Annotated in this window: 30 protein-coding genes and 1 tRNA gene; 23 read left to right on the top strand and 8 right to left on the bottom strand. The window is 56.0% G+C overall.

All coding sequences use genetic code 11. The features are described from left to right. Positions 1-50 precede the first annotated feature (50 nt). Positions 51-1,085: a FecR family protein gene (locus tag RX972_RS04755; RefSeq protein WP_316872838.1), complete on the bottom strand. Its 1,035-nt coding sequence runs from the start codon at positions 1,083-1,085 to the stop codon at positions 51-53. 195 nt (positions 1,086-1,280) lie between these two features. On the opposite strand from RX972_RS04755, the gene RX972_RS04750 reads away from it, so the two are divergent. The 5 genes from RX972_RS04750 (at position 1,281) to map (ending at position 4,462) form a co-directional block, all read left to right on the top strand. Further along, positions 1,281-1,724 carry a GNAT family N-acetyltransferase gene (locus RX972_RS04750; protein ID WP_316872836.1) on the top strand — a complete coding sequence of 148 codons (444 nt, stop codon included), beginning with the start codon at positions 1,281-1,283 and terminating at the stop codon, positions 1,722-1,724. 81 nt (positions 1,725-1,805) lie between these two features. Continuing rightward, complete coding sequence (locus RX972_RS04745; RefSeq protein WP_316872834.1) at positions 1,806-2,843, top strand: Ldh family oxidoreductase; 1,038 nt, start codon at positions 1,806-1,808, stop codon at positions 2,841-2,843. Positions 2,844-2,931: 88 nt separating this feature from the next. Next, positions 2,932-3,129 carry a hypothetical protein gene (locus RX972_RS04740; protein ID WP_027898670.1) on the top strand — a complete coding sequence of 66 codons (198 nt, stop codon included), beginning with the start codon at positions 2,932-2,934 and terminating at the stop codon, positions 3,127-3,129. A 290-nt stretch (positions 3,130-3,419) separates the two neighbouring features. Then, positions 3,420-3,674, top strand: coding sequence for a ParD-like family protein (locus tag RX972_RS04735; protein ID WP_027898671.1), 255 nt, complete (start codon positions 3,420-3,422; stop codon positions 3,672-3,674). Beyond that, entirely contained in the window at positions 3,671-4,462 is a 792-nt protein-coding gene (gene map / locus RX972_RS04730) for a type I methionyl aminopeptidase (RefSeq protein ID WP_099268690.1), read from the top strand. Before RX972_RS04735 ends, map begins: the two co-directional genes overlap by 4 nt. Before the next feature lie 42 nt (positions 4,463-4,504). On the opposite strand, the gene RX972_RS04725 is transcribed toward map, so the two are convergent. The 4 genes from RX972_RS04725 to RX972_RS04710 all read right to left on the bottom strand — a co-directional run bounded on the left by RX972_RS04725 (position 4,505) and on the right by RX972_RS04710 (position 6,407). Beyond that, positions 4,505-4,765 carry a hypothetical protein gene (locus RX972_RS04725; protein ID WP_027898673.1) on the bottom strand — a complete coding sequence of 87 codons (261 nt, stop codon included), beginning with the start codon at positions 4,763-4,765 and terminating at the stop codon, positions 4,505-4,507. 66 nt (positions 4,766-4,831) lie between these two features. Then, a complete protein-coding gene (locus RX972_RS04720; protein ID WP_316873031.1) occupies positions 4,832-5,074 on the bottom strand; it encodes a DUF6555 family protein in 243 nt (80 codons plus the stop codon). Positions 5,075-5,428: 354 nt separating this feature from the next. After that, entirely contained in the window at positions 5,429-6,151 is a 723-nt protein-coding gene (locus RX972_RS04715) for an endonuclease (protein ID WP_231674811.1), read from the bottom strand. A 4-nt stretch (positions 6,152-6,155) separates the two neighbouring features. Continuing rightward, on the bottom strand, positions 6,156-6,407 hold the full coding sequence (locus tag RX972_RS04710; protein WP_027898675.1) for a DUF1654 domain-containing protein: 252 nt from the start codon (positions 6,405-6,407) through the stop codon (positions 6,156-6,158). A gap of 178 nt (positions 6,408-6,585) precedes the next feature. On the opposite strand from RX972_RS04710, the gene RX972_RS04705 reads away from it, so the two are divergent. The 8 genes from RX972_RS04705 (at position 6,586) to RX972_RS04670 (ending at position 14,147) form a co-directional block, all read left to right on the top strand. Then, on the top strand, positions 6,586-6,972 hold the full coding sequence (locus RX972_RS04705) for a hypothetical protein (protein WP_099268693.1): 387 nt from the start codon (positions 6,586-6,588) through the stop codon (positions 6,970-6,972). A 157-nt stretch (positions 6,973-7,129) separates the two neighbouring features. After that, positions 7,130-8,092 (top strand): sugar ABC transporter substrate-binding protein, encoded by a 963-nt coding sequence (locus tag RX972_RS04700; protein WP_027898676.1) that lies wholly within the window; start codon positions 7,130-7,132, stop codon positions 8,090-8,092. 55 nt (positions 8,093-8,147) lie between these two features. Beyond that, positions 8,148-9,698, top strand: a complete 1,551-nt coding sequence (locus tag RX972_RS04695; protein WP_316872825.1) for a sugar ABC transporter ATP-binding protein — start codon at positions 8,148-8,150, stop codon at positions 9,696-9,698. Beyond that, positions 9,698-10,693 (top strand): ABC transporter permease, encoded by a 996-nt coding sequence (locus RX972_RS04690; protein WP_027898678.1) that lies wholly within the window; start codon positions 9,698-9,700, stop codon positions 10,691-10,693. The genes RX972_RS04695 and RX972_RS04690 overlap by 1 nt, the downstream gene beginning before the upstream one ends. A gap of 1 nt (position 10,694) precedes the next feature. Continuing rightward, the gene (locus RX972_RS04685) at positions 10,695-11,699 is read left to right on the top strand and encodes a LacI family DNA-binding transcriptional regulator (RefSeq protein ID WP_099268695.1); all 1,005 of its coding nucleotides are present in this window, start codon (positions 10,695-10,697) and stop codon (positions 11,697-11,699) included. A 34-nt stretch (positions 11,700-11,733) separates the two neighbouring features. Continuing rightward, on the top strand, positions 11,734-12,681 hold the full coding sequence (rbsK, locus tag RX972_RS04680) for a ribokinase (protein WP_263271805.1): 948 nt from the start codon (positions 11,734-11,736) through the stop codon (positions 12,679-12,681). Then, positions 12,678-13,082, top strand: a complete 405-nt coding sequence (rbsD, locus tag RX972_RS04675; protein ID WP_027898681.1) for a D-ribose pyranase — start codon at positions 12,678-12,680, stop codon at positions 13,080-13,082. The genes rbsK and rbsD overlap by 4 nt, the downstream gene beginning before the upstream one ends. 39 nt (positions 13,083-13,121) lie before the next feature. Further along, the gene (locus RX972_RS04670) at positions 13,122-14,147 is read left to right on the top strand and encodes a nucleoside hydrolase (RefSeq protein ID WP_027898682.1); all 1,026 of its coding nucleotides are present in this window, start codon (positions 13,122-13,124) and stop codon (positions 14,145-14,147) included. A 29-nt stretch (positions 14,148-14,176) separates the two neighbouring features. Here the strand turns inward: RX972_RS04670 and RX972_RS04665 are convergent, their stop codons facing one another. Next, positions 14,177-14,371, bottom strand: coding sequence for a hypothetical protein (locus RX972_RS04665; RefSeq protein ID WP_027898683.1), 195 nt, complete (start codon positions 14,369-14,371; stop codon positions 14,177-14,179). 311 nt (positions 14,372-14,682) lie between these two features. Between RX972_RS04665 and RX972_RS04660 the strand changes: the two genes are divergently transcribed. Further along, a complete protein-coding gene (locus RX972_RS04660) occupies positions 14,683-14,997 on the top strand; it encodes an I78 family peptidase inhibitor (protein ID WP_027898684.1) in 315 nt (104 codons plus the stop codon). Positions 14,998-15,062: 65 nt separating this feature from the next. Here the strand turns inward: RX972_RS04660 and RX972_RS04655 are convergent, their stop codons facing one another. Continuing rightward, positions 15,063-15,275, bottom strand: a complete 213-nt coding sequence (locus tag RX972_RS04655; RefSeq protein ID WP_007905882.1) for a cold-shock protein — start codon at positions 15,273-15,275, stop codon at positions 15,063-15,065. Positions 15,276-15,570: 295 nt separating this feature from the next. Continuing rightward, positions 15,571-15,900 carry a hypothetical protein gene (locus RX972_RS04650; RefSeq protein WP_255879094.1) on the bottom strand — a complete coding sequence of 110 codons (330 nt, stop codon included), beginning with the start codon at positions 15,898-15,900 and terminating at the stop codon, positions 15,571-15,573. Between the two features lie 341 nt (positions 15,901-16,241). On the opposite strand from RX972_RS04650, the gene thrS reads away from it, so the two are divergent. The 9 genes from thrS (at position 16,242) to RX972_RS04605 (ending at position 23,742) form a co-directional block, all read left to right on the top strand. After that, entirely contained in the window at positions 16,242-18,164 is a 1,923-nt protein-coding gene (gene thrS, locus RX972_RS04645) for a threonine--tRNA ligase (protein WP_027898686.1), read from the top strand. Next, on the top strand, positions 18,164-18,715 hold the full coding sequence (gene infC / locus RX972_RS04640) for a translation initiation factor IF-3 (RefSeq protein ID WP_176469887.1): 552 nt from the start codon (positions 18,164-18,166) through the stop codon (positions 18,713-18,715). The genes thrS and infC overlap by 1 nt, the downstream gene beginning before the upstream one ends. A gap of 60 nt (positions 18,716-18,775) precedes the next feature. After that, the gene (gene rpmI / locus RX972_RS04635) at positions 18,776-18,970 is read left to right on the top strand and encodes a 50S ribosomal protein L35 (protein ID WP_002553160.1); all 195 of its coding nucleotides are present in this window, start codon (positions 18,776-18,778) and stop codon (positions 18,968-18,970) included. Positions 18,971-18,998: 28 nt separating this feature from the next. Beyond that, entirely contained in the window at positions 18,999-19,355 is a 357-nt protein-coding gene (gene rplT, locus RX972_RS04630) for a 50S ribosomal protein L20 (protein WP_007905879.1), read from the top strand. A 106-nt stretch (positions 19,356-19,461) separates the two neighbouring features. Continuing rightward, complete coding sequence (pheS, locus tag RX972_RS04625; RefSeq protein ID WP_027898688.1) at positions 19,462-20,478, top strand: phenylalanine--tRNA ligase subunit alpha; 1,017 nt, start codon at positions 19,462-19,464, stop codon at positions 20,476-20,478. A gap of 79 nt (positions 20,479-20,557) precedes the next feature. After that, a complete protein-coding gene (pheT, locus tag RX972_RS04620) occupies positions 20,558-22,936 on the top strand; it encodes a phenylalanine--tRNA ligase subunit beta (RefSeq protein ID WP_316872809.1) in 2,379 nt (792 codons plus the stop codon). A 3-nt stretch (positions 22,937-22,939) separates the two neighbouring features. After that, positions 22,940-23,242: an integration host factor subunit alpha gene (gene ihfA, locus RX972_RS04615; RefSeq protein ID WP_002553164.1), complete on the top strand. Its 303-nt coding sequence runs from the start codon at positions 22,940-22,942 to the stop codon at positions 23,240-23,242. After that, entirely contained in the window at positions 23,223-23,579 is a 357-nt protein-coding gene (locus tag RX972_RS04610; protein WP_027898690.1) for a MerR family transcriptional regulator, read from the top strand. Before ihfA ends, RX972_RS04610 begins: the two co-directional genes overlap by 20 nt. 86 nt (positions 23,580-23,665) lie before the next feature. Then, positions 23,666-23,742, top strand: a tRNA-Pro gene (locus RX972_RS04605). The last annotated feature ends 28 nt before the right edge of the window (positions 23,743-23,770 follow it).

Below are 23,770 nucleotides of genomic sequence, written 5' to 3'. Positions count from 1 at the left end.
GACCAAGCTCGGCCCCCACATCGGCCTGCTCCTGTCTGGGGATCGTCTAACTAACCCTTCGGCGTAGCACTCGGCCGTCTATTGATGACCTGATTGCCTTCGTTGTTACGGGTCACCGTCACGGGCAGGACCTTGGGCAGTGAAGCCACCAGACTCGCCATTTCCTGCGTGTTGTAACTACCGCCGATGCGGATTGCGCCGGTGGCGTTGTCGGCCAGCAGTATGGGTTGCGGCAGGTAGCGATTGATCAGCGGTAGCGCTTGCGCCAGCGGCAGATTGTTGATCACCAGCTTGCCATTGCGCCACGCCAGGCTGTTGTCGTTGGCGTAGGTCTCGCTGATCTGTGGCTCGAAATCGCCGCTTTTGTAACTGGCCTGCATGCCGGGCTCAAGGCGATAACCGCTACCGGGTTGAGACGTGTCACTGACCACCTGGACCGACCCTTCGAGCAACATCACCCGAACCTGATCCTGATACATCCAGACGTTGAATTTTGTACCGGTGACCTTGACGCTGCCTTGGCCTGCCTTCACCACAAACGGATGTTGAGCATCGTGGCTGACCTCGAAGAACGCTTCGCCTTTGTCCAGCACTACGCTGCGCCGATCCTTGTAGTTGGCGAAGGTCAGGCGGGTTCCCAGATTCAACTCCACCCGACTGCCGTCAGCCATGGTAATCAAGCGGGTACTGCCGTCGGCTTCATAGGTGTCATAGGCATTGGGCAGCCAGCCCTGGTTCCATCCGATATAGCCTGCAACTGGCAATGCCAGGGCGATGACCGCAGCCGCTGCGGCATAACTGCGCCAGTTTTTACCGGGAGCTTTTGGTACTGCGCCAGTGAGCAACTTCGCGACGTTTTCGTGATGGGTGGGCAGAGGATTGACCGGTACAACCTGCTCGGAAATTTCCCAGATTTCCAGCATCGCCTGATACTCGACGGTATGCAGCGGATGAGCATCAAGCCACTGTTCGAATGCTCTGCGCTCTTCAACGGTGCAATCGCTGGCGTGCATGCGCATGCACCAATGTGCTGCGGCATCGGTGACGGCGTCGTATTCGGCTTCGCTGAGAATTGGGTCGGTCATTGGCACTCCGGCTGTAGGAGCATTCTACATCTGCGCAGGAGCGGGGGAGAACAGCTATGGCCATTGAATATCAACACAGCAGGCCATTTTTTGGGTAATAGAGGTCAATTCGCGTTAACGCATTGTTTTAACACCCTATTGAATGCACAGCGGTATTAGACTGCCGATCTTCCAGTTAACCCCGTGGAGCCATGGATGAACGTGAGTATCGAACTAACCTCAAACCCCACCGACGAACAAGTGTCAGCAATCCTTACGCCATTGCGTGCCTATAACGTTGCTCAGGCGGGAGAGTCCGGAGCGGAGAAGTTTGCATTACTGGTTCGGGATGAACAAAGCAATGAAGTGCTAGGCGGATTGAATGGCAGCATCTTTTATCGATGGATGTTCATCGAGTTGCTGGCGGTGCCGGAGCAGGCCCGTGGTCAGGGGCTTGGTTCGCGTTTAATGACGATGGCGGAAGATCTGGCGCGGGAGAAAAATTGCGTGGGCATATGGCTCGATACATTCGATTTCCAGGCACCGGACTTCTATCGCGGCCTTGGTTACAGCGAGTGCGGTCAGATCAACGATTATCCACCCGGGCACACCCGTTACTTCCTCCAGAAGCGCCTCGATAACGTCGATTTACCCGCGTGATGTTTGCGCGGTAATGTGCGCAGCGCGTGACGCAATACTTCATCGCTGGATAACGTGTTTAACCTGACGCCGGAGTTTCAAATGTCTGTACCTCGCGATATCGAAACCCATAATCTCAGTTTCAATGAGCTGGCTCAGGTGCTGCGACAGATATTCGTACGCCACGGAACGTCGGAAGAGGTAGCCGAAGTCCTTTCGCAAAACTGTGCGAGTGCACAGCGAGATGGCTCCCATAGTCACGGGATTTTTCGTATTCCGGGCTATTTGTCGTCGTTGGCCAGTGGTTGGGTCAATGGGCAAGCCGTGCCGGTGGTGGAGGATGTCGGCGCTGCATTTATTCGGGTCGACGCGGCCAATGGCTTCGCACAGCCTGCGTTGGCGGCGGCGACGCCTTTGCTGATAGAGAAGGTTAAAAGTGCGGGTATCGCGATTCTTGCCATTCGCAGCTCCCATCACTTTGCGGCGTTGTGGCCAGATGTCGAGCCATTCGCCGAACAGGGGCTTGTCGCGTTGAGCGTGGTCAACAGCATGACGTGCGTAGTGCCACACGGCGCGCAGAAGCCGCTATTCGGTACCAATCCCATCGCGTTCGCTGCGCCGCGTGCTGGTGGACAGCCCATTGTGTTTGATCTTGCGACCAGTGCCATTGCCAATGGCGACGTGCAAATCGCCGCTCGCGCCGGACGCACTTTGCCAGTTGGCATGGGCGTTGATAGCGCCGGGCAGCCGACACAGGAGCCCAAAGAAATTCTCGATGGCGGGGCGCTGCTGCCGTTTGGTGGCTATAAAGGGTCTGCTTTGTCGATGATGGTCGAACTACTGGCGGCGGGTCTCACCGGGGGTAATTTCTCGTTTGAATTCGACTGGTCCAGGCATCCGGGCGCCCAGACGCCCTGGACCGGGCAATTGCTGATCGTCATTGATCCTGACAAAGGCAGCGGTCAGCACTTCGCAGAGCGCAGCGAGGAGTTGGTCAGGCAGATGCATGGCGTCGGGCAGGAGCGCATACCGGGTGACCGGCGTTATGAGGAACGAGAAAAATCACTCGTGGAGGGTATCGAAATTTCTCGAACCGAGTGGGCTAACCTGCAAGCGCTCGCAGCAGCAACCGATCGCTGACAAAGCCGTTCGTCGCTCGCTGGCTTGCGTTATCCGTCTTATACAAATACTGTATGTTTAAACAGTAAATTGAAAAGAGGCGGTTGCCATGTCCCTTGAAAACGTTGCAAGCACTACCACTGATCACGCATCCATCATTGCCGGCATGAATGAAATGCAGCGTGAAGACTTCCTGGCACTGGCGGCCGCGCTTCGTCAGTTCAATGCCTATGAACCGCTGGTGTCGATGGCCATTGTTAACGCTCAGAACGCGGGTGATTACCAGGTTCGCCTTGCTGCAGACTGACTTCGCTTTCAGCGCGCGCCCTGGTCACGCTTTCAGTCACTGCGGCTGAGCGTGCATGTCGGCGTTTGCCATTGCGTATCAAGCGAAGCGCCACCAATGTGCCGAACATCGAGACCACGAACCAGCCCAGCAGAAAGTTCACCACCCTTGATTCTCCAGATTACGGCCGCAGGGATTTATACCACTCTCAGCAACTGATAATCAGGTAGCCAGACAGAATCGACGCAAGCCTGTCTTGATCAGCTATATATGAAACGTATATGCTTCGTATATTCCATACGAGGTGAATCATGGGGCTGGTCAAAATTTCTGAACATATGCACGCCAATATCCGTGCAGCGAGTGCGGCACTCAGTCGATCGATCAATGCGCAGGCGGAGCACTGGATGCGGGTTGGTATGTTGAGCGAGTTGCACCCCGGACTGAATTACAGTGATATCTGCCAGATGCTGATCCGTACTGAAAACGCCGATGGCGTCGTACTGAGTGCGCAGACCTACGATATCTCGCCTGTTGAATCGCAGCCGAAGGTGGCTTCTCGATGAGCGGCCCGGTCAGCATCAAAAGTGAAGCGGATCTGGTTCAGCTGCGAATTGCCGGCAGGTTGGCTGCCGACGTTCTGGCCATGATCACCCCGCATGTAAAGGCGGGCGTCAGCACCGAGGCACTGGACGATATCTGCAATGAATACATCGTCAAAGAGCTGAAAGTAATCCCGGCCAATGTCGGTTATCACGGCTTTACCAAGACCACCTGCATCTCACCCAATGCGGTGGTGTGTCACGGCATACCGTCCGCGTCCGACATCCTCAAGGATGGCGATATCATCAACATCGACGTTGCCGTCATCAACGATGGTTGGTACGGCGATACCAGCCGCATGTACTTCGTCGGTGAAGTCAGTCCGTTGGCAAAGCGTCTGGTGCACACCACCTACGAAGCCACTCGTGCCGGTATTCACGCGGTACGTCCCGGAGCTACGCTGGGCGATATCGGCCATGCAATCCAGACGGTGGCGCACCGTGAAGGGTTCAGCGTTGTTCGTGAATATTGTGGCCACGGGATCGGTCGTAACTACCACGAAGATCCTCAGGTGTTGCACTACGGTGCGCAAGGAAAGGGCATGCGCCTCAAGCCCGGCATGGTCTTTACCATTGAGCCGATGATCAATGCGGGCAAGCCGGGCACCAAGACATTGCCTGATGGCTGGACAGTGCTAACCAGAGACTTGTCTTTGTCTGCCCAGTGGGAGCACATGGTCGCGGTCACGGAGACCGGCTTCGAGCTGCTCACGCCATGGCCAGAGGGTACTGGCGAATACCCGGAGATCTGACATGAAAAAGCCCGACCTGAAACAGGTCGGGCTTTTTACGTTCTAGCCCTGGACTTCAAAGGCTTTGGCAGCGACGACACCTGCCGAACTAAGCTTGATCGGGTAATTGAGCGAACGCCCCGGCTCGCCTGGTGAATCGACGCTGCCGTGGTGAATCAGGCCGCCTTGTTGCAAGTACTCCAGGGTGTCCGCGACTGCGTTCTCCCCCCTATAGTTGTCGAGTACTTCTTTACCCAAACCTGCCGGGTGGGCTTTCAGGAGTCGGGTGAGGACTTCTTTTTCAAGGTCTTTATCGATTGACATGCTTACCTCGCGTTGCTGGTTGATGAGCGCTGCTTGGTAATTGGGACCGCCTCAAAACGGGTTCGTTTAGAGTTTCTCGTTCCTGGGTGTCTTTTTCCAATGCACCTGAGTAACGCCCCGTCCCTCTGCCTGCTTGAGTGCGACTCGAACAGGCCCTGTCGCAACATTGTCGCCTACCTGCCAAACCCCCGCGTGCAGTGTGGCAATGTGCAGGGCGTCGCTTTCGCATAGCTGTAATGCCTGATGGCAAAAGTGTCGAGGTTCGCCGCGAAACTGATAATGAATTTCAAAATCCGTCTGATCGTTCATCATTGTCCCTGCCTGTTTGGTGTCGGGATGCGTCTCTGAAAATGTGTACTTTTTTGGTACCTGAGAGCTTGAGCCGGTAATGTGTCCGACGTGCTACCCAATCATTTAGAGATCGATACAGGCTTGCAAAAGACTTCAAGCGGCCTTGAATCGTACTGCTGCTCCAGCTATCGCTTTTCTGATGTTTTGTCCCGAAAAGAGATACGGAGATTTACACCGAATTGAACATAGTTGTACAAAACTCCGATGAGTGGCGATGTGCTTTATGGAGTTGAGAGGGACTGCGCCTCAGGCAGAAGAGAGCATTGCTAGCCGGGCAACCTGTCCCTCAGGTTGCCCGATTCAGGTAGGCCGCTAACGGGCTCTTGAGACGGTTTTTTCGCAGCTTTTCAGATCTACCGGGCCTACGAACTCGTTGGCTCGTCCCATCACACAGGCAATCTTCTGATTACGCTGGCGCTCCCAGCTTTCCACGGGATATGTCTTGTTCCAGGCCTGATAAAGCTGCTGGTCCTGACGCGACAGACGCAAGTTGTACTGCTTGCTCATATAGAAATACGTGCGCGCAATCATGCCGCGAATGGAAGGCCGTGGCATGACCTTTTTGGCCTTGAAATCAACCTGGGTCAGGCACGATCCGTACTGGCCCGTTTGGGCCGGAAGCCAGCCAAAGCTGAAATTGTTTCGATCGCCGTTGACCTCGCCAATGCTAGGCACAAGGTTGTGCAGGTCGGCTTCGGCTTGCTGGAAAATCTTGTCGTTTTTCGTACAGTTTTTGCGCCCGCCGTTTTGCCAGCACTGACGCAAATGGCCGATTTGCCATGCCGGAACGATGTGCTCCCATTCAATGCGCTTGGCGCGCGTGGCGTTCTTGCGTGGGACATAGCCGCAACCGGCGATATCAACCTTGTTGCCACTGTATTTACAGCCGCAGTAAAACTCCGTTGACTGGGCGGAGTAGAGGCCCCAGGCAATTTTTTTTGCCTGGCTGAAGGTATGTGGCGCTTCTGCGTGAACGTTGATTGGAGCGGTGAGGAGCAGGGTTGTACAAAGCAGGGTAAGGATTCGCACCATCATGCCGTCAGTCTTCCTTCGGCACTGTCCAGAAAATGTGTATACCGCCATCATCCCGATAGGCGAGGGTTACGTTGTCGTTTTCAGCGATCTCTTCAAGCAACTGATTCCACTCGTCTTCGATTTCATCTGGCAGACGGAATATCAAGGCCGCCTTGGCTTTCTGTGCCGTAGGTGAATTGATGATCTTTTGTACTCTTACGCCCAAACGTTCGTAGGAGCTGGGTAGGGACTGAGTTGCTGCGCTGGATTTCGCCACGGAAAAGGTTCCTGGGTTGCTGTACGGGCATACAGTATTTCACTGTGGGCTATTTCGCAACTTCTCTGTAGGAAAACAGAACGGACCTGTAGGCATCACCGTCTGGCACTCAGCGTTAAAGAAAAAAACGGCTTAGCCGATTGCTGGGTCAGGACTCCATTAATTCAGGATGACAGTCATGACTATTTTCACCGTCGGTTTTTCAGCGCCTGCGTTCAGTATCAGTGCGGGAACGACCCCCAGCACAGATGCTGTTACTGAAGACGAGAAGAAGCTCGATACGACGTCGGAAGAGAAAAAAATCAGCGGCGACATTTCCGATCATCTGAGTGTCTCTTCCAAACGGCTGCTCAAGCGTCTGGCCGAATTGCAGGAGCAGTTACGTGACTTGAGGGCGAGGATGCAGTCCGCAGAAAACGCTGCCTATTCGAATCTCGCGGCCAAAAACTCGGTGGTGTCCAGCTTTCAAAGTCAGATAACCGCGGTCACCGGATCGATCATGTTGATGTCCGCGTCGTTGTTCAAAGAACTCGACAGAAGTGGTGGCATGGACATTACGGTGTAATCGTTACTCGATTATTTAGCGCCGCGCTCCGTTCCGGGCGTTGACAATCGTCGCGCCGTTTCTCATAGTTCGTTTCTCGCAAACGTTTGCGCCCTGATCGTCGATCAGGGGTGCGATACTTTGCCCGACACAATAATCATAAGATCGGAGTGTACCCATGAAGCTGCCATTTGCTGGACGCGTTCTTGCCGTCGCTATGCTCGCTGCTGTTGCCGCAACAACCTCCCTCCCTGCTTTATCCGCTGACTCCGCTGAAAAGCCCAAAGTCGCGCTGGTGATGAAATCCCTTGCCAACGAGTTCTTCCGAACCATGGAAGACGGTGCCAAGGCTTACCAGAAAGAAAACGCTGACAAGTTTGATTTGATCTCCAACGGCATCAAGGACGAATCAGACACCTCCAGCCAGATCCGCATTGTCGAGCAGATGATCGTTTCCAAGGTCAACGCACTGGTCATCGCCCCCGCAGACTCCAAGGCGTTGGTGCCGGTTATCAAGAAGGCGATGGACGCCGGGATCACGGTCGTGAACATCGACAATCAACTGGACCCTGAGGTGCTGAAAAGCAAAGGCATCAGTGTGCCTTTTGTGGGACCCGATAATCGTAAAGGTGCCAGGCTGGTGGGTGAGTACCTGGCTCGCGACCTGAATCCGGGTGATGAAGTAGGCATTATCGAAGGCGTTTCCACGACCACCAACGCTCAGCAGCGCACAGCTGGGTTCAAGGATGCCATGGAAGCCAAACAGATGAAGATTGTCTCGGTTCAGTCTGGTAACTGGGAAATCGACAAAGGCAACGCCGTTGCTTCGCAAATGCTCAATGCCCACCCGAACCTGAAAGCGCTGCTGGCCGGTAACGACAGCATGGCGCTGGGCGCTGTTTCTGCCGTGCGAGCGGCAGGCAAAAAGGATCAGGTCAAAGTAGTGGGCTACGACAACATCAAGGCTATCCAGCCCATGATCAAAGACGGTCGAGTGCTGGCGACGGCTGATCAGTTCGCCGCCAGGCAAGCCATGTTCGGTATCGACGCGGCCTTGAAAATTCTCAAGGGCGAAAAAGTCGAGACAGTGAATGGGGTCATCGAAACGCCGGTCACGCTGGTCACTCAATCCAAACTGTAACTCCTTCGTCGAATGACTGCATCTGCCCGTCCTGGGCAGGTGCACGGAGAGATTTATGTCCGTTTCAGCTCAAACTGCTGTGCTTTCTGTCAGCGGTATAGGCAAAACCTACGCGCAACCCGTACTTGGCGATATCGACCTGACGTTGATGCGCGGCGAAGTGCTGGCCCTCACGGGGGAAAATGGCGCAGGAAAAAGTACTCTTTCGAAAATAATCGGCGGTCTGGAAGCGCCCACCACCGGGCAGATGCAGTTCCAGGGCGAAAGCTATCAGCCGACCAGTCGAACCCAGGCAGAAAAGCTGGGGGTGCGTATGGTGATGCAGGAACTCAACCTGCTGCCCACGCTGTCCGTTGCTGAAAACCTGTTTCTCGACAACCTGCCGCGACGTGCCGGCTGGATCAACCGCAAGCGTCTGCGTGAAGATGCGACGCAGGCCATGGCTCAAGTAGGGCTGGATGCAATCGACCCGGATACATTGGTCGGTGAACTGGGCATCGGTCATCAGCAGATGGTGGAGATCGCCCGCAATCTCATCGGTGACTGTCGCGTGCTGATTCTTGATGAGCCGACCGCCATGTTGACGGCTCGGGAAGTCGAGATGTTGTTCGAGCAGATCACCCGCCTGCAGGCACGCGGCGTGTCGATCATTTACATCTCTCACCGCCTTGAGGAATTGCAGCGTGTCGCGCAACGTATCGCTGTGCTGCGCGATGGCAAGCTGGTGTGCGTCGACGCTATCGCCAATTACAGCAGCGAGCAGTTGGTGACGTTGATGGTCGGTCGCGAACTGGGTGACAAGATCGATCTGGGGGCGCGCCAGATTGGGGAAGTCGCACTGAGCATCAAAGGCCTGAGTCGGGGTGACAAGGTTCGGGATGTCTCGTTTCAGGTTCGCAAAGGCGAAATCTTCGGTATCTCCGGATTGATCGGTGCGGGTCGTACCGAGCTTATGCGCCTGATCTACGGTGCCGATCTGGCCGACAGCGGCACCATCGAGTTGGGTAGTCCGCTGCGCAGTGTTTCGATTCGTTCACCTGCCGACGCCGTTCGCCAGGGTATCGCGTTGATCACTGAAGACCGCAAGGGCGAGGGGCTTTTGCTGACCCAGTCCATCAGCGCCAATATCGCCCTGGGCAACATGGATGCAGTCTCGGCTGGCGGACTGGTCAAGGCTCAAGATGAAATGAACCTGGCGCAACGGCAGATCGACGCCATGCACATCCGCAGTTCCGGTCCGGCGCAGTTGGTTTCCGAGCTTTCCGGTGGCAATCAGCAGAAGGTGGTGATTGGTCGATGGCTGGAGCGTGACTGTCCGATCATGCTGTTCGATGAACCAACCCGGGGCATCGATGTTGGTGCCAAATTCGATATCTACGGGTTGTTTGGTGAGCTGACCCGTCAGGGCAGGGCGCTGGTCGTGGTCTCCAGTGATTTGCGCGAGCTGATGCTGATCTGTGATCGCATCGGCGTGCTGTCTGCCGGACGCCTGATCGACACCTTCGAGCGCGACAGCTGGACCCAGGACGAACTGCTCGCTGCCGCATTTGCCGGCTATCAAAAACGCGACGCGCTGCTGAGTGAAGCCGCGCCGAGGACTGCTTGATGAAAACCTCTACCCCTTCACCGGCTTTGCCTTCACCCGCCAAACGCAGCGGCACCTATTTCGGCCTGGGGACTTATCTGGGCCTGGCGGGTGCTCTGCTGGCGATGATCGTGCTGTTCTCGCTGCTCAGTGACCACTTCCTTTCGTACAACACCTTCAGCACCATCGCCAACCAGATCCCTGACTTGATGGTGTTGGCAGTCGGCATGACCTTTGTGCTGATCATCGGCGGCATTGACCTGTCGGTGGGTTCGGTGCTGGCACTGGCGGCTTCAGCCGTAAGTGTGGCCATTCTTGGCTGGGGCTGGAGCATTATCCCGGCTGCATTGTTTGGCATGGCATGCGCCGCACTCGCCGGGACGATTACCGGATCCATCACTGTTGCCTGGCGGATTCCATCATTCATCGTGTCGCTGGGCGTGCTGGAAATGGCCCGGGGTGTCGCGTACCAGATGACCGACTCGCGCACGGCCTACATTGGCGACTCGTATGCCTGGTTATCGGACCCTTTTGCCTTCGGCATCTCGCCTTCTTTTGTGATTGCCTTGCTGGTCATTATTGTCGCTCAGGCGTTGCTTACCCGTACCGTATTCGGGCGCTACCTGATTGGCATTGGCACCAATGAAGAGGCCGTGCGGCTGGCGGGCATCAATCCCAAGCCTTACAAGATTCTGGTGTTCTCGTTGATGGGCCTGCTGGCGGGCGTGGCTGCGCTGTTCCAGATTTCCCGCCTGGAGGCGGCTGACCCTAACGCAGGCTCGGGCCTGGAGCTGCAAGTTATTGCCGCAGTGGTGATCGGCGGTACCAGCCTGATGGGCGGGCGCGGTTCGATCATCAGTACCTTCTTCGGTGTCCTGATCATCTCCGTGCTGGCGGCCGGACTGGCGCAAATTGGTGCCACGGAGCCGACCAAGCGGATTATTACCGGCGCAGTGATTGTTATCGCGGTAGTGCTCGACACCTATCGCAGCCATCGCGCCAAGCGCCAGGTCTGATATGGCAACGATCAAAGATGTAGCGGCATTGGCCGGTATTTCCTACACCACGGTTTCTCATGTCCTGAACAAATCCAGGCCCGTGAGCGATGAGGTCAGGATCAAGGTCGAAGCAGCCATCAAGCAACTGGATTATGTGCCCAGTGCCGTAGCGCGTTCTCTTAAAGCCAAAACCACGTCGACTATCGGGCTGCTGATCCCCAATGGCGTGAACCCCTATTTTGCCGAGTTGGCACGAGGCATCGAAGACTACTGCGAGCGCAACGGTTTCTGCGTGATTCTGTGTAATTGCGATGACAATGCGGATAAACAGCGGGGCTATCTGCGCGTGCTGTTGGAGAAGCGCGTCGATGGGCTGATCGTGTCCTCGGTGGGCGGCGATCCTGGTCTGGATGGTGGCCTCGCCGGTGTACGCACGCCGATGGTAGTGGTCGACAGGGAGCTGGAGGGTATTGATGCCGACCTGGTGCGTATAGATCATGAACTGGGCGGTTATCTGGCAACCCATCATCTGCTGGGGTTGGGGCATCGACACATCGCCTGCATTCATGGACCGGCGCAAACCAGTGTGGCGCGACTAAGGCTGCGTGGTTACGAGCGAGCCATGGCAGAAGCAGGCATCAAGGTTGAGGCGCATTGGGTGATCGAAAGCGATTACACCAGTCCGGGAGGCTATCAGGCGGCTGTCAGCCTGCTGGAGGACAACCCGCCAACTGCCATTTTTGCGGGTAATGACATGATCGGGATTGGCGTGTTGCGCGCTGCGGCCGAGCGTAATTTACGCGTGCCAAAAGACTTGTCAGTGGTGGGGTTCGATGACATCGAAATGAGCCGCTATGTCTATCCTGCGCTGACGACCGTGGGTCAGTCGATTGTCGAGCTGGGCGAGAGTGCCGCGCAGATGCTGTTGCGGCGCATCACCGGGCCCTTCGACGGCGTGACCGAGCAGCGTGTCGTGTCCCCAAGCATTGTGTTGCGTGAATCCACGGCGCCGCCAGCCACATAATGACGTTGAGTAAAAACTACCTCGAGTAAGAACGATGAACGTGAAAAACAATGCAGAGATGTCGCACGCCCAGGTAGTGGTGGTCGGCAGTTTGAATATGGATCTGGTTACGCGAGCGCAACGCCTGCCGGGTCCGGGGGAAACCTTGAGTGGGGATTCGTTTGCCACGGTATCCGGCGGCAAAGGCGCCAATCAGGCTGTCGCAGCGGCGCGGCTGGGCGCGCGCGTGGCGATGATCGGTTGCGTAGGGGATGACGCCTATGGTGAGCAACTGCGTGCCGCTTTACTGGCCGAGCAGATCGATTGTCAGGGGCTCACTACCGTGGTGGGTGTGTCCACCGGAATCGCTTCGATTGTGGTCGATGCCAATGGCCAGAACGCGATCATTATTGTTGCCGGGGGCAATGGCCAGCTGACGCCGGATATCACTGACCGTTTTGATGCGCTGCTCGGTGCTGCACAGGTGGTCATTTGTCAGCTTGAGGTGCCGTTGCCCACCGTTGCTCATGTGTTGCGTCGAGCGCGTGAACTGGGCAAGACGGTCATTCTCAACCCTGCGCCAGCATCTGCTGCGTTGCCCGATCAGTGGTATTCGTTGATTGATTATCTGATCCCCAATGAAACCGAGGCAGCGATTCTGAGCGGTATTGCGGTGGACTCGCTATCGTCTGCAGAGCGCGCAGCGCGGTCCCTTCTGGACGCGGGCGCAGGCAAGGTGATCATTACCCTGGGAGAGCAGGGCGCGTTATTGGCATCGGGGCAGGGCATGGAGCAGTTTCCTGCGCCGCGCGTGACTGCGGTCGACAGCACGGCTGCGGGTGATACATTTGTCGGCGGTTTCGCCGCGGCGCTGGCTGAAGGTCGCACTGAAGCCGAGGCGATTCGTTTCGCGCAAAAGGCTGCGGCGTTGTCGGTAACCCGAGCGGGTGCGCAACCTTCCATCCCTGATCGTGCTGAAGTACTAAGGTTTGACCCTACATGAAAAAAACACCCTTGCTGAATATCGCTCTTTCCCGCGTCATCGCGTCCTTGGGGCACGGCGATATCGTGATGATTGTTGACGCTGGCATGCCGATTCCGGCAGGCGTGGAGTTGATTGATCTGGCGTTGACCCGTGGGATGGTCGACTTCGCCAGTGCACTGGATACCGTACTGAGTGAAATGCAGGTCGAAAGCCATGTGCTGGCCGAAGAAATCATGTTCAAGAAGCCTCCCGCCCTGAGCGTTATCGAGGGCCTTAATCTGGATGGCGATCTGGGTGAGCAGCGGCTGCTCAGTCATGAGGCGCTCAAGGCCCTGAGCAAAAGTGCCAAAGCCATCGTGCGTACCGGTGAGTGCGAGCCATACAGCAACATTGCGCTGGTCGCCGGTGTGGTTTTCTGATTGTCCGTAAAGTCATTTAATCTGAACAGGGAGTTCGCTATGCAAGCATTGCCAATCATCAAACAGTTATTCCGGAGCCTGCTGCTTTTGTCCATTCTCAGTGCAAGCGTGGCCCAGGCCGCAGAAAAACGCGACTTGATCATCGATACCGATCCGGGGGCCGATGACGTGGTGGCGTTGCTGCTTGCACTGGCATCCCCCGAGGAGTTGAACGTTCTGGGGATCACGACGGTGGCGGGCAATGTGCGTCTGGACAAAACCTCTCGCAATGCACGACTGGCCCGCGAGTGGGCGGGGCGTGAAGAAGTGCCGGTATACGCCGGTGCGTCCAAGCCTTTGGTGCGTACGCCGATTTATGCCGAGAATGTCCACGGCCAGGAAGGTTTGCCTGGGGTGCCCGTGCATGAACCCAAGCAGGGGCTTGCCCAGGGTAATGCAGTGCAGTACCTGATTGACACCTTGCGCAAGGCCAAACCGCACAGCATCACCATCGCCATGCTGGGGCCGCAAACCAATCTGGCTCTGGCACTGGTACAGGATCCGGAAATCACTCAGGGCATCAAGGAAGTCGTCGTGATGGGCGGAGCGCACTTCAATGGCGGGAATATCACGCCGGTTGCCGAGTTCAACCTGTTCGCGGACCCTCATGCTGCTCAAGTGGTTCTGGCCAGTGGCGTCAAACTGACCTACCTGCCGCTGGACGTCACCCACAAAATACTCACCAGCGAGCAGCGGCTGGCGCAGATCGCCGCGTTGAATAATCAGGCGGGCAAACTGGTCGGCAGTATTCTCAATGAGTACGTGAAGCTGGACATGACTCACTATGGTCTGCCCGGCGGGCCGGTGCATGACGCCAGTGTCATCGCCTGGTTGCTCAAGCCTGAGTTGTTCAGCGGCAGGCAGATCAACGTGGCTGTCGATAGCCGTGAAGGCATAGGTTTTGGGCAGACCGTTGCCGACTGGTATGACACGCTCGGCCGGGACAAGAACGTCTTCTGGGTCGAAAGTGGCGACGCGCAGGGCTTCTTCGATCTGCTGACCAGTCGCCTGTCACGCCTTAAATAAAGCCTCTCTGAGAAACCGGCAGGCGCTTGTTACGCCTTGCCGGTCTCGTTCGGGTAACGAGCAAGTACTTGCGTGATGAATGCCAGCGCGCCCTCTGTGCCCAACTCCTTTACCAGCAAGTCCACAGCAATGATCGCCAGCTCTTCCGGGTTGCCAGGGCTGTGTGATGAATGTCCCTGGTGCCATTTCGCCTTGATGTCTGCATCGATGGATACGACTGCCATTGCTGCCTCGTCTCGTCGTCTGAAAGGGAGATCCTTTACAGAGTGCGGCCTGGGCGGCCGAACGTCAGTTCCAGTAAAGCATTTCAGCCGCTGCTTGACACTGCAACCTACGGCGGTAACTCAGTGACGAGTCAGAACCCGGTGCATACGTACTCATGTTTTGTGACGATTTGCTGAGACGTGGCGCATCAAGCTCGGGCAGACTGCGCAGCGGTCTGTACTGATGGCCTGGAACTGGCCATGTGTTGCAACGAATGGGTTGCGGCGCTGTCGCAAGGATTCAGCTTATGTTTATCGGTCAAGGAGTCTGTATGCCGTGGAAAATCTCTTCAGTCGGGTTTGCTGTTGCGTTGTCGTTGCTGGCAGGGTGCAGCAGTACGTCTGAGTCAACAGCTCAAGAACCGAATGCTCCGGTTGCCAGTGGGCGCTGCGACGCCGCAGGTGCTCAGTTCGCCGTAGGTCAGCAAGCATCGGCTGCGTTGCTCGCCCAGGCCCGAGCCAAAGCAGGGGCGCAAGATGCCCGGTTCATTGGTGCCAACGATATGGTCACCCTGGAATACCGCTCCAATCGCGTCAATCTCAACACCGATGCCAATGGCAAGGTCGTGCGGGTCAACTGCGGCTGAGCCGAGCCTTTCCTGTACCCATAAAAAAACCCCGTCAGTGACGGGGTTTTTTTAGATCGCCTGGATTACTCCGCGCGAACCTGAGCAGCTTGCATGCCCTTTTGGCCTTTCTCAGCCACGAACGAAACGGTCTGGCCTTCTTTCAGGCTTTTGAAACCGTCGCTTTCGATAGCTTTGAAGTGTACGAACAGGTCGTCACCGCCACCCTGTGGGGTGATAAAGCCGAAGCCTTTTTCGTCGTTGAACCATTTTACGGTGCCGGTTTGGCGATTAGACATGGTGAATCTCCAAGAACATAATTTTTTCAGTGTACGTGTTGCTCAGGCCAACTGGGCACACCGGCCTATCATAGTCGAAATGTGGGAATGTAGAACTTTTTCAGTAAGAACTTTGAGCATTAACCGTAGGTAAACCCGGAATAACTTCTCTAAGTCACCCTGTTTCTGACGCTCAAAGTCACATTGAGTCGTAAGTAGACGGGGCTGAAAGGCGCGTATTTCAAGGCCTTCAGAGTTCGCTCTCAGTCATCCTGAAAACATGCCCCGCCTTACTTCGTGAAGTCATGTAGATGAATTATTTTTTTGGCTGAGTGCAGTTTTTGGCGACCAGATCACTCATTTTTTTAGTTTGCTCAGGGGTTGGTGGCGGATTGGCATTACTCATTTTTTCAATTTCCGCACTGCTGAAGTTTTTGCTCACTTGCTCAGCGCCACACTCGCAGTGGGATTTCGCTGAGGCTGCATCAAGCTTTTGTCCCGCGGTGGCCACGCAATCCTGGATGAACTTGGCTTTGGTTGGAGCGCTCATCGCTGCTTGAGCGCTGAGTGGCATTGCCAGGGCGATTGGGGCGAGCAGGGCGAGTAAACGTATAAGCTTCATGGCGTTTTCCTTTATAGGGTTCAACGTATTTGCTGCAGGTTGCACAGCTATCTGACGATGAGTGTGGACGCCAGTTCAGTTTGAAAATTACGAGGCGAACGCGGATGCTGCAATTGATTGATCCTGCGTGCATGTGAATGGGTTGAGCTGTGATAGGATGCGCGTCCTTTATATCTGTCTGCGTCTGGCTGGTGTTCTTTTCGCCGTCGTTGTGCAGTTTTTATTTCAAACCAGTCATCTGGTTCGGTTCAAGGTTGGCCGCGAGGCTCCTGCCACTGTGAGGCAGGCATACCACCGGATCACGTACTGGCTCATCCCAACCCACGTGACCTTTGGTAGGGGTCACCACTAGGAGAGGAGGCGCCATGCCCACCATTACTCTTCCCGACGGCAGTCAACGTTCATTCGATCATCCGGTTTCCGTAGCCGAGGTCGCGCTTTCCATTGGTGCAGGTCTGGCCAAGGCCACCGTTGCCGGTAAGGTCGACGGTCAACTGGTCGACGCCAGCGATCTGATCGAGAAAGACGCCACCCTGCAGATCATTACCCCCAAGGATCAGGAAGGGCTGGAGATCATCCGCCACTCGTGCGCCCACCTTGTAGGTCACGCGGTCAAGCAGCTGTACCCGACTGCAAAAATGGTCATCGGGCCTGTCATTGATGACGGCTTTTATTACGATATCGCTTATGAGCGCCCGTTCACGCCTGATGACATGGCGGCGATCGAGCAGCGCATGCAGCAGCTGATCGAAAAAGATTACGACGTCATCAAGAAGGTCACTCCGCGCGCCGAAGTGATCGATGTGTTCACTGCGCGTCACGAAGATTACAAACTGCGTCTGGTTGAAGACATGCCAGAGCAGCAGACCATGGGTCTGTACTACCACGAAGAATACGTCGACATGTGTCGCGGCCCGCACGTGCCGAACACTCGCTTCCTAAAGTCCTTCAAGCTGACCAAGCTGTCTGGTGCCTACTGGCGCGGCGATGCCAAAAACGAGCAGCTGCAACGGGTCTATGGCACCGCCTGGGCCGACAAGAAGCAACTGGCTGCTTATATCCAGCGCATCGAAGAAGCTGAAAAGCGCGATCACCGTAAAATCGGCAAGCGTCTTGGGTTGTTCCACACCCAGGAAGAAGCGCCGGGCATGGTGTTCTGGCATCCACAGGGCTGGACTCTGTATCAGGTGCTTGAGCAGTACATGCGCAAAGTGCAGCGCGAGAATGGTTATCTGGAGATCAAGACGCCGCAGGTGGTTGATCGCTCCTTGTGGGAGAAGTCAGGTCACTGGGCGAACTACGCCGATAACATGTTCACCACCGAGTCCGAGAGCCGCGACTACGCAATCAAGCCGATGAACTGCCCATGCCACGTGCAGGTGTTCAATCAGGGCCTGAAAAGCTACCGTGAGCTGCCGATGCGTCTGGCCGAGTTTGGTGCTTGCCACCGTAACGAGCCGTCCGGTGCGTTGCACGGTATCATGCGCGTTCGTGGCTTCACTCAGGATGACGCGCACATCTTCTGTACTGAAGATCAGATGCAGGCGGAATCCGCGGCGTTCATCAAACTGACCCTGGATGTCTATGCCGACTTCGGCTTCAAGGACATCGAGCTGAAGCTGTCGACTCGTCCTGAAAAGCGTGTGGGTTCCGATGAGCTGTGGGATCGCGCTGAAAGCGCGCTGGCATCGGCGCTCGATAGCGCGGGTCTACCTTATGATCTGCAGCCGGGCGAGGGCGCGTTCTACGGTCCGAAGATCGAGTTCTCGTTGAAAGACTGCCTCGGTCGTGTCTGGCAGTGTGGTACCCTGCAGCTCGACTTTAACTTGCCGATCCGTTTGAGCGCCGAATACGTCTCCGAAGACAACAGCCGTAAACATCCGGTCATGTTGCACCGGGCGATTCTCGGTTCTTTCGAGCGTTTCATCGGGATTTTGATCGAGCACTACGAAGGTGCATTCCCGGCCTGGCTGGCACCCACTCAGGCAGTGATCATGAATATCACTGATAAACAGGCAGATTTTGCCCTTGAAGTGGAAAAAACTCTCGCTGAAAGCGGTTTTCGTGCCAAGTCCGACTTGAGAAATGAAAAGATCGGCTTTAAAATCCGTGAGCATACTTTGCTCAAGGTCCCTTATCTCCTCGTGATTGGAGATCGGGAAGTTGAAATGCAAACTGTCGCTGTGCGTACACGCGAAGGTGCAGACCTCGGCTCGATGCCGGTCGCCCAGTTCGCTGAATTCCTCGCACAAGCGGTTTCCCGGCGTGGTCGCCAAGATTCGGAGTAATTACTATTAAGCGTGAAATGAGACAAGATAAACGAGCTGCACCGAAAGCCCCGATCAACGAGAATATCTCGGCACGCGAGGTTCGGTTAATTGGAGCTGAAGGCGAGCAGCTTGGGATTGTGTCAATTGAAGACGCGCTGCTTAAGGCTGAAGAGGCCAAGCTGGATCTGGTGGAAATTTCCGCCGATGCAGTACCCCCTGTCTGTAAGCTGATGGACTACGGCAAATCGATCTTCGAAAAGAAGAAGCAGGTTGCCGCTGCCAAGAAAAATCAGAAACAGATCCAGGTTAAAGAAATCAAGTTTCGTCCAGGGACGGAGGAAGGGGATTACCAGGTAAAACTACGCAACCTGGTACGTTTCCTGAGTGACGGGGACAGGGCCAAGGTATCGTTAAGATTCCGCGGTCGTGAGATGGCCCACCAGGAGCTGGGCATGGAACTGTTGAAGCGGGTTGAAGGTGACCTTCTCGAATACGGTTCCGTTGAGCAGCATCCTAAGATGGAAGGACGCCAGCTGATTATGGTCATCGCCCCGAAAAAGAAGAAATAACCACCAGGGCACGGCAGGCCTTGCGGTTATGTTTATCAACTGAATGCGGAGTATCCGAACATGCCAAAGATGAAGACTAAAAGTGGTGCAGCTAAGCGGTTTTTGAAAACTGCTAACGGCATCAAGCACAAACACGCTTTCAAGAGCCACATTCTGACCAAAATGTCGACCAAGCGTAAGCGTCAACTGCGCGGTAGCAGCTTGCTGCATCCGTCTGACGTGGCAAAAGTCGAGCGCATGCTGCGCCTTCGTTAATTTTGATCAAGAATAGAGGAAGTAACTCATGGCTCGTGTAAAGCGTGGCGTCATTGCCCGTAAGCGTCACAAAAAAATTCTGAAACTTGCTAAAGGCTACTACGGCGCGCGTTCACGCGTATTCCGTGTTGCCAAGCAAGCGGTAATCAAGGCAGGCCAATACGCCTACCGTGACCGTCGTCAGAAAAAACGTCAGTTCCGCGCTCTGTGGATCGCTCGTATCAACGCTGGTGCTCGTATCAACGGTCTGTCCTACAGCCGTTTCATCGCCGGCCTGAAAAAAGCGTCCATCGAGATCGACCGTAAGGTTCTGGCTGATCTGGCAGTGAACGAAAAAGCGGCGTTTGCTGCGATTGTCGAGAAAGCTAAAGCCACCTTGGCCTAAGTCCCCGACAATCACCGGGCCTCAGTTTCTGAGGCTCGGTGTTAAACGTCATAAATAGGGGAAGAGCCTAAAAGCTCTTCCCCTATTTCGTATCTGGAGTCTGTACATGGAAAACCTGGACGCGCTGGTCTCGCAAGCTCTTGAGGCTGTGCAGAGCGCTGAAGATATCAATGCCCTGGAGCAAATCCGGGTTCAATACCTTGGCAAGAAAGGTGAGTTGACTCAGGTGATGAAGACCCTGGGGAATTTGCCTGCAGAAGAGCGTCCGCAAGTCGGCGCCCTGATCAACGTAGCCAAGGAGCGTGTCACAGAGGTTCTCAATGCCCGCAAGGCGCAGTTCGAGGAAGCGGATCTTGCCGCTAAACTCGCCGCCGAGTCCATTGACGTGACCCTGCCTGGCCGCGGCCAGACCTCAGGCGGTCTGCACCCCGTTACCCGTACTCTGGAACGCATCGAACAATTCTTCACCCACATTGGCTACGGCATCGCCGAAGGCCCTGAGGTGGAAGACGATTACCACAACTTCGAAGCGCTCAACATCCCAGGCCATCACCCGGCCCGGTCGATGCATGACACCTTCTATTTCAATGCGAACATGCTGTTGCGCACCCATACCTCACCGGTACAGGTCCGCACCATGGAATCGCAGCGTCCGCCGATCCGCATTGTCTGCCCAGGCCGTGTGTACCGCAGCGACTCCGATATTACCCACTCGCCGATGTTCCACCAGGTCGAAGGCCTGCTGGTTGATCGCGACATCAACTTCGCCGACCTCAAAGGCACAATCGAAGAGTTCCTGCGGGTGTTCTTCGAAAAAGAACTGGCCGTGCGTTTCCGCCCGTCTTACTTCCCGTTCACCGAGCCGTCCGCTGAAGTCGACATGGAGTGCGTGATGTGCAGCGGTAAAGGCTGCCGTGTCTGCAAACAGACTGGCTGGCTGGAAGTCATGGGCTGCGGCATGGTTCACCCGAACGTGCTGCGCATGTCCGGCATCGACCCTGAAGAGTTCTCGGGCTTTGCCTTCGGCATGGGCGTGGAGCGTCTGGCCATGCTGCGTTACGGCGTCAACGACTTGCGTCTGTTCTTCGACAACGACTTGCGGTTCCTCGCGCAATTTCGCTGAGGCGCTTCGCGGCAGCCCGCCAATGGCCGCTGTCGTAGAGCACCGGAGTCGCCCGTAACGCATTTTTTTGGAGAGCAGGATGAAATTCAGTGAACAATGGTTGCGCGGCTGGGTAAGCCCGCAAGTATCCCGCGACGAGCTGGTTGCCCGCTTGTCGATGGCCGGTCTTGAAGTTGATAGCGTCACCCCGGCCGCTGGTGTATTCAGCGGCGTGATCGTCGGCGAAGTACTGAGCACCGAGCAACACCCCGATGCCGACAAACTGCGCGTATGCCAGGTCAGCAACGGTTCGGAAACCTTTCAGGTCGTCTGCGGCGCGCCAAACGTGCGTCCGGGTCTGAAAATTCCATTCGCCATGATCGGTGCCGAGTTGCCGGGCGATTTCAAAATCAAGAAAGCCAAGCTGCGTGGCGTTGAGTCCAACGGCATGCTGTGCTCCCAGTCCGAGTTGCAAGTGGGCGAGGGCAATGACGGTTTGATGGAGCTGCCAGCCGATGCGCCGGTGGGTGAAGACTTCCGTGTCTACCTTGAGCTGGATGACGCAAGCATCGAAGTGGACCTGACGCCAAACCGTGGCGACTGCCTGTCGTTGACTGGCCTGGCTCGTGAAGTCGGCGCGCTCTATGCCATCCCTGTGGCTGTGTCGACCGTTGCCGCTGTTCCCGTGACGCACGATGAAGTGCGTCCGGTTGACGTGTTGGCGACCAGCGCTTGCCCGCGTTATCTCGGTCGTGTGATTCGCAATGTTGACCTGTCGCGTCCAACCCCGTTGTGGATGGTTGAGCGTCTGCGTCGGTCCGACATTCGCAGCATTGATGCCGTGGTCGACATCACCAATTACGTGATGATCGAACTGGGTCAACCATTGCACGCGTTCGATCTGGCTGAAATCAACGGTGGCATTCGTGTCCGTATGGCAGAAGAGGGCGAGAAGCTCGTTCTGCTGGACGGCCAGGAAGTCAGCCTGCGAGCCGACACTCTGGTTATCGCTGACCACCAGCGCGCTCTGGCCATCGCCGGCGTGATGGGCGGGGAACACAGCGGTGTATCCAGCACGACTCGTGACGTATTCCTCGAAAGCGCGTTCTTCGACCAGATCGCCGTCGCGGGCAAGGCCCGTTCGTATGGCCTGCACACTGACGCTTCGCACCGCTACGAGCGCGGTGTTGACTGGCAGTTGGCACGCAAGGCCATGGAGCGAGCTACTGGCCTGCTGCTGGAAATCACTGGTGGCGAAGCTGGCCCCGTTATTGAAGCTGTCAGCGAGAAAGATCTGCCGTCAATCGCGCCGGTCACTTTGCGCGCCGAGCGTATCGAGCAGATGCTGGGCCTGAAAATGGACCCGGTCGAAATCGAAGGCTTGTTGACTGGCCTGGGCTTGACCGTTTCAGCTGCAGCGGCAGGGCAGTGGCGCGTAGAAGTGCCGAGTCATCGCTTCGATATCAGCCTTGAAGTCGACCTGATCGAAGAATTGGCTCGCCTATACGGCTACAACCGTCTGCCGGTTCGTTACCCGCAGGCGCGTCTGGCACCGCAAGCCAAGGCTGAAGCCCGTAGCGATCTGCCCGAGCTGCGTCGCCTGTTGGTCGCTCGCGGCTATCAGGAAGCGATCACCTACAGCTTCATCGATCCCAAGCAATTTGAGCTATTCAGCCCTGGCGCTGAGCCGTTGCTGCTGGCAAATCCGATCTCCAACGACATGGCCGCCATGCGCGCCTCGTTGTGGCCTGGCCTGGTCAAGTCTTTGCAGCACAACCTCAATCGTCAGCAGGATCGTGTACGTCTGTTCGAAAGCGGCCTGCGCTTCGTCGGTCAGCTGGACGGTCTGAAACAAGAGCCGATGCTGGCCGGCGTGGTCTGTGGCAGCCGTTTGCCGGAAGGCTGGGCACAGGGCCGTGATGTGATCGACTTCTTCGACGTCAAGGCTGATGTTGAAGCCGTTCTAGGCTTCGCCGGTGCGCTAGACGCTTTCAAATTCGTGCCTGGTAAACATCCAGCACTGCACCCGGGCCAGACAGCGCGCATCGAACGTGATGGTCGCGAAGTTGGCTATGTGGGTGCCATTCACCCTGAGTTGTCGAAAACCCTGGGACTGGATCGTCCGGTATTCGTTTTCGAGCTGATTCTGGCTGAAGTCGCATTGGGTAAAATGCCGAAATTCCAGGAGTTGTCGCGCTTTCCTGAAGTAAGACGTGACCTGGCGCTACTGGCTGATGAAGGCGTTGCAGCCACTGCAGTTCTTGACGTTATTCGAGAAAATGCAGGCGAATGGCTCACAGACCTCAGGCTATTTGATGTTTATCAGGGTAAAGGCATTGATCCGCATAGAAAAAGCCTTGCAGTTGGCTTGACCTGGCAGCATCCATCGCGCACTCTTAACGACGATGAGGTCAATGCGGCAACGCATAAAATCCTCACCTCACTCGAGGAAAGGTTAAACGCCACGTTAAGGAAGTAGCGTATGGGGGCTCTGACGAAAGCTGAGATGGCCGAACGTCTGTACGAAGAGCTGGGCCTGAATAAACGAGAAGCCAAGGAATTGGTCGAGCTGTTCTTCGAGGAAATCAGGCACGCTCTGGAAGATAACGAACAGGTCAAATTGTCCGGTTTCGGCAATTTTGACCTGCGAGATAAACGCCAGCGGCCTGGTAGAAACCCGAAGACCGGGGAAGAAATTCCTATCACGGCTCGCCGTGTTGTCACGTTCCGTCCAGGGCAGAAGTTGAAGGCCCGAGTTGAGGCTTATGCTGGAACCAAGTCATAACGACGAGTTACCGCCGATACCAGGCAAACGCTACTTCACCATTGGTGAGGTCAGCGAGCTCTGCGCGGTGAAACCGCACGTTTTGCGCTATTGGGAACAGGAATTTCCTCAGCTCAACCCCGTCAAACGACGCGGCAACCGCCGGTATTATCAGCGTGAAGACGTGCTGATGATCCGGCAGATCCGCGGCTTGCTCTATGAGCAAGGCTTCACCATTGGTGGTGCGCGGCTGCGTATGACCGCTGGCGAACCCAAGGATGAGACTCAGGATTACAAGAAACTGCTCCGGCAGATGATCGTCGAGCTGGAAGACGTTCTGGTGGTATTGGGCAAGTAGAAATCGCCAGGATACTTCCATAATTCAAAAGCTTAGGTTATATTCCTCGAAGTTTTCGCAGCATGGGAAACTGATACACGCCTAGTCGGGGCGTAGCGCAGCCCGGTAGCGCACTTGCATGGGGTGCAAGGGGTCGAGTGTTCGAATCACTCCGTCCCGACCATTTATTCTGTAGACGGCTCAAGCACTTA

This window comes from Pseudomonas syringae group sp. J309-1, assembly GCF_032582135.1.
Taxonomy (GTDB): Bacteria; Pseudomonadota; Gammaproteobacteria; order Pseudomonadales; family Pseudomonadaceae; genus Aquipseudomonas; species Aquipseudomonas quasicaspiana.
The sequence above is the reverse complement of the archived record's forward strand: the minus strand, read 5'-3'. Positions and strand labels throughout refer to the sequence as shown.

What these genes read in the sequence shown, in the direction of transcription:
- RX972_RS04700 (WP_027898676.1), top strand. Translation starts at nt 7,130, where the DNA reads ATGAAGCTGCCATTTGCTGGACGCGTTCTTGCCGTCGCTATGCTCGCT.
- rbsD (WP_027898681.1), top strand. Translation starts at nt 12,678, where the DNA reads ATGAAAAAAACACCCTTGCTGAATATCGCTCTTTCCCGCGTCATCGCG.
- rbsK (WP_263271805.1), top strand. Translation starts at nt 11,734, where the DNA reads ATGAACGTGAAAAACAATGCAGAGATGTCGCACGCCCAGGTAGTGGTG.
- RX972_RS04685 (WP_099268695.1), top strand. Translation starts at nt 10,695, where the DNA reads ATGGCAACGATCAAAGATGTAGCGGCATTGGCCGGTATTTCCTACACC.
- RX972_RS04740 (WP_027898670.1), top strand. Translation starts at nt 2,932, where the DNA reads ATGTCCCTTGAAAACGTTGCAAGCACTACCACTGATCACGCATCCATC.
- RX972_RS04735 (WP_027898671.1), top strand. Translation starts at nt 3,420, where the DNA reads ATGGGGCTGGTCAAAATTTCTGAACATATGCACGCCAATATCCGTGCA.
- RX972_RS04660 (WP_027898684.1), top strand. Translation starts at nt 14,683, where the DNA reads ATGCCGTGGAAAATCTCTTCAGTCGGGTTTGCTGTTGCGTTGTCGTTG.
- RX972_RS04745 (WP_316872834.1), top strand. Translation starts at nt 1,806, where the DNA reads ATGTCTGTACCTCGCGATATCGAAACCCATAATCTCAGTTTCAATGAG.
- RX972_RS04720 (WP_316873031.1), bottom strand. Translation starts at nt 5,074, where the DNA reads ATGAACGATCAGACGGATTTTGAAATTCATTATCAGTTTCGCGGCGAA.
- RX972_RS04690 (WP_027898678.1), top strand. Translation starts at nt 9,698, where the DNA reads ATGAAAACCTCTACCCCTTCACCGGCTTTGCCTTCACCCGCCAAACGC.
- RX972_RS04725 (WP_027898673.1), bottom strand. Translation starts at nt 4,765, where the DNA reads ATGTCAATCGATAAAGACCTTGAAAAAGAAGTCCTCACCCGACTCCTG.
- RX972_RS04715 (WP_231674811.1), bottom strand. Translation starts at nt 6,151, where the DNA reads ATGATGGTGCGAATCCTTACCCTGCTTTGTACAACCCTGCTCCTCACC.
- pheT (WP_316872809.1), top strand. Translation starts at nt 20,558, where the DNA reads ATGAAATTCAGTGAACAATGGTTGCGCGGCTGGGTAAGCCCGCAAGTA.
- RX972_RS04705 (WP_099268693.1), top strand. Translation starts at nt 6,586, where the DNA reads ATGACTATTTTCACCGTCGGTTTTTCAGCGCCTGCGTTCAGTATCAGT.
- thrS (WP_027898686.1), top strand. Translation starts at nt 16,242, where the DNA reads ATGCCCACCATTACTCTTCCCGACGGCAGTCAACGTTCATTCGATCAT.
- RX972_RS04610 (WP_027898690.1), top strand. Translation starts at nt 23,223, where the DNA reads ATGCTGGAACCAAGTCATAACGACGAGTTACCGCCGATACCAGGCAAA.
- ihfA (WP_002553164.1), top strand. Translation starts at nt 22,940, where the DNA reads ATGGGGGCTCTGACGAAAGCTGAGATGGCCGAACGTCTGTACGAAGAG.
- rplT (WP_007905879.1), top strand. Translation starts at nt 18,999, where the DNA reads ATGGCTCGTGTAAAGCGTGGCGTCATTGCCCGTAAGCGTCACAAAAAA.
- pheS (WP_027898688.1), top strand. Translation starts at nt 19,462, where the DNA reads ATGGAAAACCTGGACGCGCTGGTCTCGCAAGCTCTTGAGGCTGTGCAG.
- RX972_RS04695 (WP_316872825.1), top strand. Translation starts at nt 8,148, where the DNA reads ATGTCCGTTTCAGCTCAAACTGCTGTGCTTTCTGTCAGCGGTATAGGC.
- RX972_RS04750 (WP_316872836.1), top strand. Translation starts at nt 1,281, where the DNA reads ATGAACGTGAGTATCGAACTAACCTCAAACCCCACCGACGAACAAGTG.
- RX972_RS04665 (WP_027898683.1), bottom strand. Translation starts at nt 14,371, where the DNA reads ATGGCAGTCGTATCCATCGATGCAGACATCAAGGCGAAATGGCACCAG.
- RX972_RS04755 (WP_316872838.1), bottom strand. Translation starts at nt 1,085, where the DNA reads ATGACCGACCCAATTCTCAGCGAAGCCGAATACGACGCCGTCACCGAT.
- rpmI (WP_002553160.1), top strand. Translation starts at nt 18,776, where the DNA reads ATGCCAAAGATGAAGACTAAAAGTGGTGCAGCTAAGCGGTTTTTGAAA.
- RX972_RS04655 (WP_007905882.1), bottom strand. Translation starts at nt 15,275, where the DNA reads ATGTCTAATCGCCAAACCGGCACCGTAAAATGGTTCAACGACGAAAAA.
- map (WP_099268690.1), top strand. Translation starts at nt 3,671, where the DNA reads ATGAGCGGCCCGGTCAGCATCAAAAGTGAAGCGGATCTGGTTCAGCTG.
- RX972_RS04670 (WP_027898682.1), top strand. Translation starts at nt 13,122, where the DNA reads ATGCAAGCATTGCCAATCATCAAACAGTTATTCCGGAGCCTGCTGCTT.